General features: G+C 62.5%; 11 protein-coding genes. 8 read left to right on the top strand and 3 right to left on the bottom strand.

The annotated features are described in order from the left end of the window. The first annotated feature begins 38 nt into the window (after positions 1-38). Both H3309_RS04180 and H3309_RS04175 read left to right on the top strand, forming a co-directional pair. Positions 39-785 (top strand): flagellar biosynthetic protein FliR, encoded by a 747-nt coding sequence (locus H3309_RS04180; protein WP_182297518.1) that lies wholly within the window; start codon positions 39-41, stop codon positions 783-785. Further along, positions 785-1861 (top strand): EscU/YscU/HrcU family type III secretion system export apparatus switch protein, encoded by a 1077-nt coding sequence (locus H3309_RS04175; RefSeq protein ID WP_182297517.1) that lies wholly within the window; start codon positions 785-787, stop codon positions 1859-1861. Before H3309_RS04180 ends, H3309_RS04175 begins: the two co-directional genes overlap by 1 nt. Positions 1862-1920: 59 nt before the next feature. Here H3309_RS04175 and H3309_RS04170 read toward each other — a convergent pair whose 3' ends face one another. From H3309_RS04170 to H3309_RS04160, 3 genes are all read right to left on the bottom strand, one after another. Then, positions 1921-2835 carry a hypothetical protein gene (locus tag H3309_RS04170; protein ID WP_182297516.1) on the bottom strand — a complete coding sequence of 305 codons (915 nt, stop codon included), beginning with the start codon at positions 2833-2835 and terminating at the stop codon, positions 1921-1923. Positions 2836-2939: 104 nt separating this feature from the next. After that, a complete protein-coding gene (locus H3309_RS04165) occupies positions 2940-3374 on the bottom strand; it encodes a flagellar basal body protein (RefSeq protein ID WP_182297515.1) in 435 nt (144 codons plus the stop codon). 9 nt (positions 3375-3383) lie between these two features. Further along, positions 3384-5447 (bottom strand): hypothetical protein, encoded by a 2064-nt coding sequence (locus H3309_RS04160; RefSeq protein WP_182297514.1) that lies wholly within the window; start codon positions 5445-5447, stop codon positions 3384-3386. 420 nt (positions 5448-5867) lie between these two features. On the opposite strand from H3309_RS04160, the gene H3309_RS04155 reads away from it, so the two are divergent. From H3309_RS04155 to H3309_RS04130, 6 genes are all read left to right on the top strand, one after another. Next, positions 5868-6914 carry a flagellar motor switch protein FliG gene (locus H3309_RS04155; RefSeq protein ID WP_182297513.1) on the top strand — a complete coding sequence of 349 codons (1047 nt, stop codon included), beginning with the start codon at positions 5868-5870 and terminating at the stop codon, positions 6912-6914. Beyond that, positions 6911-7594, top strand: coding sequence for a FliH/SctL family protein (locus H3309_RS04150; RefSeq protein ID WP_182297512.1), 684 nt, complete (start codon positions 6911-6913; stop codon positions 7592-7594). Before H3309_RS04155 ends, H3309_RS04150 begins: the two co-directional genes overlap by 4 nt. 84 nt (positions 7595-7678) lie before the next feature. Next, complete coding sequence (gene fliF / locus H3309_RS04145) at positions 7679-9247, top strand: flagellar basal-body MS-ring/collar protein FliF (protein ID WP_182297511.1); 1569 nt, start codon at positions 7679-7681, stop codon at positions 9245-9247. Between the two features lie 14 nt (positions 9248-9261). Further along, positions 9262-9621: a FliM/FliN family flagellar motor switch protein gene (locus H3309_RS04140; protein WP_182297510.1), complete on the top strand. Its 360-nt coding sequence runs from the start codon at positions 9262-9264 to the stop codon at positions 9619-9621. After that, positions 9621-11696, top strand: coding sequence for a flagellar biosynthesis protein FlhA (flhA, locus tag H3309_RS04135; RefSeq protein ID WP_182297509.1), 2076 nt, complete (start codon positions 9621-9623; stop codon positions 11694-11696). The genes H3309_RS04140 and flhA overlap by 1 nt, the downstream gene beginning before the upstream one ends. Before the next feature lie 55 nt (positions 11697-11751). After that, complete coding sequence (locus tag H3309_RS04130; RefSeq protein ID WP_182297508.1) at positions 11752-12981, top strand: flagellar hook-length control protein FliK; 1230 nt, start codon at positions 11752-11754, stop codon at positions 12979-12981. Positions 12982-12999 lie beyond the last annotated feature (18 nt).

Below are 12999 nucleotides of genomic sequence, written 5' to 3'. Positions count from 1 at the left end.
CCCTGGACGCTGCGCGCGTGGTCGCGTTGGAGCCGGGTTTGGCCTTGCTGTCGCAGTTGGGGCTTGAAGGCCAAGCCGCGCTGTTCGCACTCACCTTCTCCCGGATTGCTGGCTTTCTGACTTTGATGCCGGCCGTGGGCGAGGAAGCCGTGCCGATGCGGGTGCGCATGATGATCGCAATCGGCCTGACGCTGGCGGCTCTGCCGCATGCCGTACCCGTCGTGCAGAGTTATCAGTATCTCGCGCTTGGTGTCGTGATGGAGAGCGCGGTAGGGGCGGGGCTCGGCCTGCTGGTGCGGCTGGTCTATACCGCAGCGGTCATCGCCGGCTCCTACATCGCAAGCTCGATCGGGATCGCCGGCGCCATCTTCTTCGATCCCGCCGCCGGCGGTGATACCACTGCGGTCACCCGAATCATCGTGCTCGCCGGGCTGCTCATGATCCTGGTGCTCGATCTTCATCATGTGCTGATCAGCGGATTAGTAGCTAGCTATCGCTTGAATCTTGGCCAGTTGACGATGGACTTGCCGATTGCGGCCGCTGCCATGCTTGGCAAGTCGTTCGAGATCGCGCTACGCATGTCGGCGCCCTTTCTCGCTTATGGCCTCCTCTTCAACCTCGCGCTCGGCCTGCTCTCCAGGCTTACGCCACAGCTGCAGATTTTCTTCATTGCTCAGCCGGCCAATCTGTTGCTGGGGCTTGCGCTGCTACTAATGTGCCTCGGAGTTTCGCTTTCCTTCTTCGCGCGCGCCCTTGGCGATGCCGCCGGCGGCCTGTTCGGCTGATGGCCGACGAGACCGAACAGAGCCAGAAAACCGAGCCTGCGTCCGAAAAGAAGATCGACGATGCAGCGAAAAAGGGCGATGTGCCGATTGCGGCCGATGTTCGTCAGTTGGCGATGTTCGGTGCGGTGCTCGCGCTGGCCGCGTTTGGCTTAGATCTCACCGGTGATCGGATCGGGCGGTTTGCCATCAGCTTTTGGGGCAGAGCCGAGCTGTTCACACTGGGTGCCGATGGCGGCAGAGCATTGATCTCGGCCCTTTTGGCACATTTGGTCTCGATGCTCGCGATTCCGCTTGCTATTGCGATGGTCGCGGTTGGCGTCGCCGGCGCAGCCCAAGGCCGCCTGCTGGTATCGGCTACACGCATCAAGCCTCAACTCTCGCGTATTTCGCCCCTTGCCGGCTTCAAGCGGCTGTTCGGTGCCGAAGCTCTGGTCCAGTTTGCAAAGACCCTGCTGAAAATCGTCGTCGTTGGCTGGGTCATCGCCATGCTCCTGCCCGATGTCGCCACGCTGATCGTGGCCGACACCCCGTTTGTGGGTGCACTTGCGCACCGAATCGCAGCGCTGGTTAACAAGCTGGTCTGGGGTGTTGTCATCGCAACAGCCGCCGTCGCGCTCATCGACTTGATCTGGGTGCGGCTGTCGTGGGCGCGGCGGCAGCGCATGAGCCGCGAGGACGTGAAGAATGAACACAAAAGCATGGAGGGTGATCCGCTGTTCAAGGCTCGGCGCCGTGCCATCGCAATAGAACGCTCACGGCGTAACACGATGGCAGCGCTGGAACGCGCCACCGTACTCGTCATGAACCCTACCCACTTTGCCGTCGCGCTGCGTTATGATCATGCGGTGGGCGACGCACCGCTCGTCGTTGCCAAGGGCATTGACTCTCTGGCGCTCGCCATGCGCACGCGGGCGCAGGAGACCGGTATCGAGGTTGTAGAGGATCCGCCACTGGCGCGTTCGCTTCATGCGACTGTCGAAGTGGATCAGCGCATTCCGCCCGAGCTTTTCGAGGCGGTAGCGCGGGTCATTACCATGATCATGGCGGCAGACAGGGACTTCAAGGCCCGAGGCTGATCGAGCTCAGAATGGAGAAATGGCCGCCAGGCTGTCAGCCCGGCGGCGACAAGCCTTGTTTACGCAGCGAGCGACAAGGGCGCGGAGGGTATCAGCAGACGCGCCAGCCGCTGCAGGTTACGCTGTTGCGGACGACTGATTGGGGGCAGATTGGTCAGCGACGCGACCGGCGCACCGGCCCTGGCAGCCATCCGTGCCTCCGAAAGCCGGACGGTCGCGATCTGGGCAAGCTGCTGCCGCACGCAGGTGGCGATTTCGCGTGCCCGTTCGCGATTGATGCCGAGTACCTGCACAGCGGTATCGGCGTCACATTCCTCCACCTCCAACAGCTCGAACGTGCGGCGCATCGCTTGCGCTACCCGATGGGGATCGAGGGCAGGCTCGGCGGCAGCCCGCGACAGGACGTCGACAGTCCGCATCTCGAATAGCGTCAGGAGGGACGACAGCGCCTTGCGACTAAGCATTGCACCGACATGATGTTCCATTCGCAGGAGGGCATCATCGTCAACGGATTCGGCTTGTTGTTCCTCGGTTTCGCCGGCGTTCAGAACTGGCAGCGCGACCGGCGCCACGCGCTGTTCCACGCCGTCCTCTTTAACCGTACCATAATAGGTTCGAACAATCCGCTTGAGTTGGTCAAGCAACTGGTAGTGCAGGAAGGTCGTGAACGCCGAGTTTCCCGGCACGTAGCGTTCGATCGCTGCCATCAGCGCCAGATCGGCTGCCTGTTGCGCATCGTCGGCGTGGTCAAGCAATCGGGCACGGCGGATCGCAGCGCGACAGATAGGCGCGACCAGGCTGCGCAATTCAACAAAGGCGTTATCATAAAGGCATCGCTGCTGCCGCGAGACATCACCGTGGCGACGGCAATCGTTCGCTTGGGCGATCGCAACCAATGCTTCGATGCGTTCGCCCGCCTCGCGGCGCCGGTCACTCTGTACGGTGACGGGTCGCTGGGCATGATAATCGGACATGATTGAAACCCCTAAAAAGCCGCACCACTAGTGGTGCATCTGCTTTCACGGGTGCACGCGGCGAAACTTTAGGGTAAGGTTAACATACGCCTGACTAGGCGATCTTATCGCTGGCCGGTAGCGATCCGCATGATCTGCCTCGACCGGCGATACAGGTTAGCTACTGTCGCATATTGGCTTTGAGTGTCAGCCATCTGTAGCAGCTGCGCTTCGATGCTTACGTCGTTTCCGTCGTTGCGCACCTCAGAAGATCCACCAGCTGCCACAATATGACCTTTATCAGCGCTACCTTGCCGGCCTACATTTGGCCGCTCGATGCCAGCCACCTGTGGCCGCTGGATGCCCAAGCCCGCGGTAGGCGCTGCTCGCGCCGTCTGGTTGAGCATCCGGCGGAAATCCGGCGAAGCGACATCGCGTGTCCGGTATCCCGGCGTGCTGGCATTGGCGACATTCTCCGCGATGACCCGCTGGCGCAATGCGAGATGCTGCATCGCCCGCTCTAGACCGCCGGTTAGCGGAAGATTGCGAAAATCCTTCATGGCAATGCCTTACCCACCTAGACGCCGCAGTGCGGCAGTGTAGCTTTCGATGCGCGCAGCTTCGGCTGGCGACAGTACACGGACGGGGCCGGCAGCCCGTGTCTCCTTGCCGGCGTCCCAGAACATCGATCGATACGCGCTTCGCAGCTGGGCCTCGGCCACATCGAGCCGACGCCGGCTATCCGCCGCTGCCTCTCGCGACAAAACGCCTGGCAGTCCGTCTAGCCGCAGCGCAAACGTCCCGCCGGGCTGGACCACCGCATCACCAGCGCGGGATACACGTGGTGACGCGATTCGCTGTGGAGCTATTCCCAGCCCCGACAGCAGGTCACGGCCGGTCGGCCCCGAACGCAGCGACAGACCCTCCGGTGTGCGGGCCTCGATCCGCAGTTCCTGCCGGCCGTCGATGGTGGCAACACGCGCGGTCCCAACGGCGCCCAGCGCGGTCGCAATCCGGCGGGATAGCGTATTCAGGCTATCCTCGACGCGGAGACTGATCGTGATCGAGCGACCGCCCGCGTCGATGGTAAAACTGTCGCCAGGGGCGGGCCCTTGAGCGCGCGCGACAGAAACTCTTCCGTCGCCGTCAACCAGCTGCCCCGGACGCAACCCTAGCGCGGCCAGTGTTGAACGGCCGGCTCGCCACTGCGCAACCAACGGCGATGAGTTCTCGCCGCTTCGCGAGAGTGCCGTCCATTCCGTCCGGGTGAGCGGCGCGATGCCGATGGCTTCACGTATTTCGCTCACGATCCGGTCGCCGCTACGGCCGGCGAGGGTGATGCCATGGTCGCCAATGGCGACGCCCGTCGCCGCGAAGTCCAGCGTCGCGCGCGCGTTCACGGCGGGCGGACTTGCTGGTGCAAGAGTAACCAGTTCCCGCAGACCATCGCTTCCGATGCGGATGATCGCGCGGACACCGGCGTTAGTGGCGGCTGCTGCAATCCGGCCAGGCCCGAGGTCAAGCCGGTTAGCGGACGCCACGGCCGAAAGGTCGCTAGGGATCACAATCATTTCGGCACGACCGTCGATGCTAGCGGCCGCCAAGATACCTTCTTCGGTAGCAATAAGATGTGAGATCTGCGAAAAGGTACCCGGCATCACCATACGCGCAAGCGTGGCTCCGGTGGCGTCGATCCGCCGCACCTCTGATGAGCCACCAGCGCTGCGTAAGGCGACCAACGTAGCACCCGGCAAATATGGGTCCGCGGCCGCCGCCGTCGTGGTCAGGGCTTCGCCGGTCAGATGCTTCAGTGCCATGATGCGATCGCCGTGCTGATCGAACGCCAGCACGGAACCCTGGGTGTCCGCGGGCATCAGCAGGATTCCTTGCTGGCTTAACAGCAGGCCCTGCTCGCGAACCGCAGGCGCATCCACCTGCCAGACAAGCGCGCCACTCTGATCGAGCTTTAGCAGGAGATGCCGGCTGTTATCACCCTGAGAGACGATGCCAGCTGCATAAAGAAACCCGTCCGCGTCGCCGACTGCCGCTGTCGCGACAAAGCCCATGTCACGGCCTGTGGCATCGCGTACCCCACCCACCACTTCGCGGGTTTGCACGCCCCCGTCCATTCCCATCCGCGATAGGCTCGCCCCACCGATCACCGCTGCCTGCATGGTTGCAGATAGGTCATGCAAAATGACATCATCGCTGTTGCCGTGAACGACCAGGCCCCAACCCTCGCCTTTTTCCACAGCGAAACGCGCCCCATGCAGGCCGGGCGCGGCGATGATTGCCATATTCAGTCGCTCTGCGATCATGTCGAGCGTCATGCCGGCATCGAGAGTAATGTTCATATAGTCGGTGCGCGTAGGCCCCCGAAGTTCAAGGCGCAGTTCCGCACCTACGGGCAAGGGAACGGGATCGCCGCGATTTTCTGCGACTGCGACGCCGCGAAAGCTGGTCGAGCTGACCACGACGCCACGTGCGCGCGCACTGACGGCTGCTTCATTCCAGAACAACTGCACCGGGCTGCCATCATTGCTGCTGAGCCTGTTGCGAAGGCCATCTGCCAGCGCATCAAAACGCTGTGCTGCAGCTGCTCGGTCAGGCGCCGTAATGGTGTTGGCCGCCATGGTCGTCAGCGCACGCATGCGATCAACCGCAGTCCAAGCCTCGAACAATTGCCTCAGCTCGTCAGGTACGCTGCGCGCGTCGGGAATGCGGCCAGCGACCGCGACTGGCTGCGCCAGTAGCTGCCGGGCGAGTCGTTCATGCGGTCTTGTTGCCGCAGCCCAAGGCGCAGCCACCTGCGGCGTGGTGAAACCCTGTCGGGCACGTTCGATGGTAGCGGAGCGGGGTGCTGCGGTTGCTACGCTCACGACCGCACGAGACGCCGGAGTAACCGCCGCGGACGTACTTGGCGCGAGAAGCTGCAGCGCTGCGGTCAGACTGGTCATGCATTCCCTGCCGATTGTCTATGGTGTTGCGCGGCCGCTGTCTGGCCATGCCCTATGCGCTATATAGCCCACAGATAGACCGGGAGCCTTACCGACATGAACGCGATTGCCGAACCCCGCCGCAGTCAGCCACCGGCCGATCTGCGACGGCTAGACCCGATGCAGCGCGCGGCTGCACTGATGCTCGTGCTGGGTCCCACTACGGGTCGACCAATCTGGGAGCAGCTCGACGAACAGGAGACCCGCGGCCTCGCGGCGGCGATGATCGACCTCGGTCCCGTCGCGGGCGGCACGGCTGAGCGGCTGCTGCGGGATTTTCTGGATGGCATGGCCGACGCAGGCGGTGTGCAAGGATCGCCGACGACAGCCCAGCGGCTACTCAGCGCCGTGCTGCCCGGCGACCGCGCTCAGTCGATTCTGCGGGATATCTCGGGTGACGACCAGAGCCAACCAGTATGGGAGCGAATGTCCAAGATTCCCGAAAATCAACTCGCGAACTATCTTGCCGCTGAACAGCCGCAGACGGCCGCGGTTATTCTGTCGAAGCTTCGACCGGATCGCGCTGCCGCCGTGCTCGCCGCCATGTCGCGCGATGCAGCCATCAACATTATCACGCGGACGCTGGCTATGCAGCCAGTCTCGCGGGAAGCGATGATTCAGGTCGAGCGGGTGCTCAAGCAGGAATTTATCGCCAGCGATTCGCGAGCGGCTCTGGCCGATCCACACGCCAAGGTCGCTAGCATTTTCAACGCACTGGACCGCGACACGGAGCAGCAGCTGCTCGCTCATCTGGAAGTAGCTGATGCCGACGCCGCCCAGCGCATACGCTCGCTCATGTTCACATTTGACGATCTGCGCCGCATTGATCGCGACGCGCTCGCGGTTCTTGTCCGCAAGGCCGACAAGGCCCAGCTGACACTAGCGCTGAAGGGCGCCGATGAAGAACTGCTGGAAATGTTCCTTGGCGTGCTGCCGACGCGGGCGGCCGGCCTGCTGCGGGAGTCTTTGGCCGACATGGGCCCAAAACGCGCGCGCGATATCCAGCAGGCGAGGGCGGGACTGGTCACTCTTGCCAAGCAGTTGGCCGAAGCCGGCGAGCTGACGCTTGATGGACCGGGAGATGAAAGTGACATGATTGCATGAGTGCTCCTTTCTTCCCGCATAAAGCAGATGGTATTCCGCTCATGCGGCCGCCTGGCCATCGTTTGCAGCGCTTGCGGCCTTTTGTGCCGACACCACTTGCCGAAGAGATAGTGACGCCGACCGAGTCGGCCGGCCCCGACCTCAGCGCACTGCTTGCAAGCGCGCGGGAGGAGGGCCATGCGCGCGGTGTGGCGTGGGCGAATGCCAGGCGAGATGAAGAAGATACTCAGTTGCTGGGCGCCATGGAGGCGCTGGGCCGCGCTTTCCAAGCTTCCGTTACCGCAATGACCAATGCTCGCCAAGCCGACTATGCGGCGATGGCGCGCGTTGCGCTTGCCATCGGCGAATTGATCGCAGGGTTGCTGCCGGACAGCCTGGATCAGCGCATTACTGACGTGATCGCAGACGAACTGAATGGTGCCGCTACAGAAGACCGGATGTGCCTCCACGTCGCACCGGACATATCATCAGTAGCATCACGCATTGTTGAGCGGGTGCGGGAAACGCATTTTCGGGATATTGAACTTGTAACCGATGTCGCGCTGGCACCAGGTGACGCGCGGCTAACTGTCGAAGGCCATTCGGTGGCCATGCTCGCGGCCGACCGGCGCGCGGCATTGGAGCGTATACTAAGACCGCTGCTGCCGGCCCCGGACAAGGCGCAGGGTGCAGGCAGCTGAATTCCACCCCCGGATGATTCCGGCGGGCTAAAACAGGCGGACAGGCGGGCATCATCCGCACGGTTATGAACAGGTGAAAACAGCGTGGCAGCAGCTGCTCTTCTCGACGGGGCGAGGGATTTTGCGCTCAACGGCGGCAGCCGCCGCTGGTTGGCGGCGAGTGCCGCGGTTGTCGCGATCCTTCTCACGGTCGCGATTTCGCGTTTTGGCCACAATAATTCGCCATCCATGGGTTACTTGTTCACTGATCTGGAACCCGCTGCCGCGAAAGCGATCACCGAGCGCCTTGCCCAGTCTAACGTGCCGTTCACGCTTTCGGCCGATGGCTCAGCCGTGCTGGCCCCGGTCGAACGGTTGGCCGGATTGCGCATGGAATTGGCCGGTGCCGAGCTCGCCGGTCCCGTCGGCTATGGTGTGCTTGATGCCGAAAGCCCACTCGGTTTGTCTGATCAGCGTGCACGCATCAACATGGTGCGTGCGATCGAAGGCGAACTCGCGCGCTCAATTGCCACCATCGACGCGGTGTTGAAGGCACGCGTTCATCTGGCATTACCGGAACGAGCGCTGTTCGTGCGCGAACCGCGCCCTGCGACCGCATCGGTCACGGTCCGCACGCGCAGTAGGTTGTCGACTGCAACCGTTCATGCCATTCGCGCGCTCGTGGCCGGCGCTGTACCAGGTCTCGCTGCTGAACGTGTATCGGTCGTTGACCAGAACGGCCGTTTGCTGTCAGGTACCGGTGGCGACGCTGCTGCGCTTGACGACCGTCAGACGGCATTGGAAACACGGCTTCGGGAGGAAGTCGAAGCGCTGGTCGAGCGCGCAACTGGCTCGGGTCGGGTGCGGGTTCAGGTGGCGGCCGATCTATCGCGCGCCTCCCGCCGGGACGAAAGCGAACGTTTTGATCCCGATGGCAATGTCGTTGCCCGATCCACCACGATGGAAACTTTGGGCGACAGCCGCGAGGGCGAGGCCGCTCAAGCTGCTTCGGTAGCGACACAGCTGCCTGATCGCACAGCAGCGCCGGCAGCAGCTGGCGACTTGCGCACGTCAGCCAATCGCGAGACCTCCGAGGAGACCCAGTTCAACAGTTCGCGCACAGCAAGCACAGTGATGGAGGATGCCGGCCGCCTGACGAGGTTGAGCGTGTCGGTACTAGTCGATCCGAAAACTGCCGCGGGTCGGACACTGGCGCCCGCCGATGTCGCGCAACTACGGCGCCTGGTACAGACTGCGGTGGGTTTCGACGCTGATCGCGGCGACCAGGTAACGATCGAACTCATGCCACTCGTCCCGGCCATAACGTCAGATGGGACTGAGAGCACGGAAGCAGCATCTGGTGCCATTCCCCAATGGGCAATCGGCGTGGCGGCCGCTCTGCTACTGCTCCTGGCCGCTTTGGCGGCACTGTTTTGGCGGCGTCGCACGGCGCAGCGCAAGGCCGAGCCGGTTGCTATCAACGGCGAGATTGTCTTGCGTGAAATGGCGAGCAGCCCCGACAATGCTGCCGTCGCCATAGCGGCCGAACAGCAGCGTTTGCCTGCACCCTCCCCGCGCGCGGCGCTCGACGAGCTACTGCAGCAGGTATCATCTGCCATTTCAGCCAACCCTGATTCCGCCGCAGCGGCGCTCCGCCGCATGATGACAGCCTGACGGAAGGACAATCAATGAGCAGCGATCCGCAGACCATGCCTATGTCCGATGAAGATGACGCCAGCGCGGCTGACAGTCCCACCGCCTCATCCGGAGACTTTGTAGCGATGCACGGGAACACCGCAGTTTCGGCCGTTGCCGCCGCCACGCTGTGGGAAATTCCGGTGCCGCTGCGGGTAGTGCTCGCGCGTACCCGCATGTCGATTGCGCGCCTGTTAGCATTGAAGGAAGGTGACGAAATCCGACTTGAGCGGCGCGTCGGGGAGCCGGTCGATATCTATGTTCACGATAGGATCATCGGCCGGGGTGAGCTTATCAGCGTTGATGATGACACTATCGGCGTGTCGTTCATTGATATTGCGAAACCGCGCTAATGAAATTGCCCCGGGCACTACAGGTTCTGTTCGACGGTTCGGGCGCCGGGCGCGACCTCGGCCTCGCAGCCGGTGTCGGCCTGATCATCGCCATCCTGCTTGTGCCGTTGCCGGGATGGTTCCTGGACATTTGTCTGGCGCTTTCGATCGCGGCTTCAGTCATGATACTAATGGCGGCGTTGCTGATCGAAAAGCCGCTGCAGATGTCGGCCTTTCCGACGATGCTGCTGATTGTCACACTTTTCCGTCTCGCATTGAATATCGCTACTACCCGGCTAATCCTCAACAGTGGTCACGAAGGTACGCACGCCGCTGGCCATGTCATCGAAGCGTTCGGCGCCTTCTTGATGGGTGGCAGCGCGGCGATCGGGTTAACGATCTTCCTCATCCTTGTCCTCATCAACTTTGTTGTCATCACGAAGGGTGCGGGGCGGATCGCTGAAGTCGCGGCACGCTTCAGTCTGGATGCCATGCCGGGCAAGCAGATGGCAATCGATGCCGACCTGTCAACCGGCGCCATTGACGAAAAGAATGCGCGCGAGCGACGTCAGGAATTGGAGTCGGAAAGCGCCTTCTACGGCTCGATGGACGGCGCATCGAAGTTTGTCCGAGGAGACGCCATCGCCGGGCTAATCATCACCGGCGTGAACATTATCGTGGGCATCGCCATAGGCCTCATTACACATGGGCTCAGCTTTGGCCAGGCATTTGAAACCTATACTCTACTGACGGTCGGCGACGGACTGGTTAGCCAGATCCCCGCGCTGATCATCAGCGTCGGCGCTGGCATCCTCGTCTCCAAGGGTGGCGTGACTGGCAAAGCAGAAGCGGCGATCGCTGGCCAACTGACGCGTGATCCAAAGACTTTCGGCGCAGCAGCTACCGTGCTCGGTGCGATGGCGCTGCTCCCTGGTATCCCCTTCATCCCTTTCGCCGGGCTGGCGGCCGGTGCGGCCTATGCTGCTCACCGTATCGCACGGCGCGCCGCTTGGGTGCGGGCCAGTTCCGAACGCGATGCGCAGGTAACGGCGGCCGCGACGCCGCAGGATACGCATCGGTTGCTGCAAGTTGATGCAATCCGTATCGAGTTCGGCTGCGCGCTCGTTCCGATTGTCAACGATCCGCTTGGCGAGCCACGTCTTGATGACCAGATTCTTGCGCTCAGGCGACATTTTGCCACTGATTTAGGTTTCATAATGCCACCTGTCAGGATGCTCGATAATCTGGCGCTGCAACCCGGTGAATATGTCATCTACTTGCGAGAGATCGCGGCAGCCCGCGGCGAGTTGCGTCCAGATCGGGTTATGGCGTTGGTTCCCAATGACCGGACGTCCCCCATTCCTGGAGAACCTGCGCGCGAACCCGTCTTCGGCCTGCCCGCGATCTGGATCGACCGTTCGTTGCGCGACGAAGCGCGCTTCCATGGCCTTACCGTGGTGGACGCGGCATCGGTCATCACCACTCACATCACAGAAATTGTCAAAGCCGCGCTTCCTGAGCTGTTCGGCCATGCTGAAATGCAGGCGCTGTTGGAAAGTCTGCCACCGGCCAGCGCCAAGCTGGCAGGTGAGCTTATCCCCGCCAAGCTCCAGCCAGCTGTCGTGCAGCGCGTGCTTCAGCGGCTGCTTGCCGAGCGGGTGTCCATTCGGGACATGGCGCTGATTCTCGACGGGCTCGCAGAGGCATGCACTTGGACGAACAGCATTAGCGGCCTCACGGAACATGTCCGGCAGAAGCTTGGTCGTCAGATCGTCCACGGCCATTTGTCTGATGGCGTGCTGCCCGTGGTTACATTGTCCGCCGATTGGGAGGCTACGTTGCAGGATGCGATGACCGGCGAGGGCCCCGACCGACAGCTTGCACTGAGCCCGACGCTGGTCAGCGGATTGGTCACCCGAATGAAAACGGTCTTCGCGGAAGTAGATTCCAGTGGTGAGCAAGCCGCTGCTCTCGTCTCGCCTATGCTGCGACCGGCTCTGCGACAGATTGTTGACCGCGTGCGCCCGGATCTGGCGGTTCTTTCGACCGCCGAACTTGGCGGACCCGTGCGCCTGCGTACAGCTGCCGTCATCTAGGGAGCCGGAAATGCTTGCTGCCGTCGCTGCATACGGGCTCTCCAAGGGGAGGCCGATGCCCGATATGCCCGATGCGCCATCGGACAAATTTTCGGAAACACTCGCTGCTGCGGTCCCAACCAACACGTCGCCAGTGCTTCCGTGCAGTGAAGCCGCTTGCAATCCCGCCGAAGCCTGCAGCTGGCCAGAGGATGCGGACCCAACCTATCCGTCTTCGCCCCAGCCCACAGTTCATTCTGATGGAGTTCAGCCACAATGGCTTGCGATCTATGTGCCGTCGCCGACGATCTACGCCGCGCCGGTGCAAGGCGCGGCACTCCATATCAGGCAGGGCACACAAGGCCATGAGACGGCGCATGATCAGGCATTCGCCTCGCCGGCGCCCGAAGCAGGTATGGCATCGGGCGGCGCAGAGACAACGCCCCCTAAAATGGCGCACGCGGACGGGATTCTGATCAATGAATTGCCGAGGCCGGGCGGCGCAGCCATGCCCTCAATCCACGCTGCGCCTGCAATCGCCTCGTCTCAACTGACCGGCGTGGCTGCGCCCATCCAGGCCAGCTCGCCCGTTCCGGCCACAACACTGGTAGAAGCTGTGTCGACCCAACCCGATCCGGTGTCCCTCGTGGCGGAAAACCATTCGCCGGCACAACCGAAGCGCGTGGACTGTAGCGGCGATCAGGTTGCCTCCCCCGCTACGCTGGGGCCACAGGGTGCGTCAGTTATGAGCACGCTCGTGGGGACTGCCGTGTTGATGCAGCCTGACGTGACAAGGATCACAAACATGGCCTCTGCTGCCGATGTACCGTCCGCAACTACATCTGCGCCTGATCCACGCGTTACGGTCGACGGTGCCCTTCAGACCATTGTTTCGATGGCGCAATCAGCAGCTGATGGTCGCAAGACGGTGCGGTTGAGACTGTTACCTGAAAGCTTGGGCGGCGTAGAAGTAAGGATCGTTTCCAACGAGGGACGGATCACTGAGATCAGGATCGTCACCGATACCTCCGCGGCGCGCGACCATTTGCTGCGTGACGAGCAGATATTGAGGAGTGCGATGGACCGCGGCACTGGCACGGGCGCGGTTCAGATCGAGACTCGACAAGCATTTGATACCAGCACTGGCGGTGGCACGGGTGCTGGTCAAGGCAGTGGCGGCGGAAGTCGCGGCCATTGGCACGATCCATGGGGATCGCAGCAGTCCGACGGCAGCCGCGTCCGCCACCACCTTTCGCAGGATGCTCCTTCAGATTCCACCGCAGGCCGACTTGACCGGCTCATCTAGTGCTTTTCCCAACCAACC

Origin of the sequence: Sandaracinobacteroides saxicola (assembly GCF_014117445.1) — a bacterium.
In the GTDB taxonomy this organism is placed as follows: domain Bacteria; phylum Pseudomonadota; class Alphaproteobacteria; order Sphingomonadales; family Sphingomonadaceae; genus Sandaracinobacteroides_A; species Sandaracinobacteroides_A saxicola.
Note: the sequence above shows the minus strand (reverse complement) of the source record. Positions and strands in the feature narration are given on the sequence as shown.

Bases quoted from the DNA above. Each gene is read 5' to 3' on its own strand.
- H3309_RS04175 (WP_182297517.1), top strand. From the start codon at position 785: ATGGCCGACGAGACCGAACAGAGCCAGAAAACCGAGCCTGCGTCCGAA.
- H3309_RS04170 (WP_182297516.1), bottom strand. From the start codon at position 2,835: ATGTCCGATTATCATGCCCAGCGACCCGTCACCGTACAGAGTGACCGG.
- H3309_RS04165 (WP_182297515.1), bottom strand. From the start codon at position 3,374: ATGAAGGATTTTCGCAATCTTCCGCTAACCGGCGGTCTAGAGCGGGCG.
- H3309_RS04160 (WP_182297514.1), bottom strand. From the start codon at position 5,447: ATGGCGGCCAACACCATTACGGCGCCTGACCGAGCAGCTGCAGCACAG.
- H3309_RS04155 (WP_182297513.1), top strand. From the start codon at position 5,868: ATGAACGCGATTGCCGAACCCCGCCGCAGTCAGCCACCGGCCGATCTG.
- H3309_RS04150 (WP_182297512.1), top strand. From the start codon at position 6,911: ATGAGTGCTCCTTTCTTCCCGCATAAAGCAGATGGTATTCCGCTCATG.
- H3309_RS04140 (WP_182297510.1), top strand. From the start codon at position 9,262: ATGAGCAGCGATCCGCAGACCATGCCTATGTCCGATGAAGATGACGCC.
- flhA (WP_182297509.1), top strand. From the start codon at position 9,621: ATGAAATTGCCCCGGGCACTACAGGTTCTGTTCGACGGTTCGGGCGCC.
- H3309_RS04130 (WP_182297508.1), top strand. From the start codon at position 11,752: ATGCCCGATATGCCCGATGCGCCATCGGACAAATTTTCGGAAACACTC.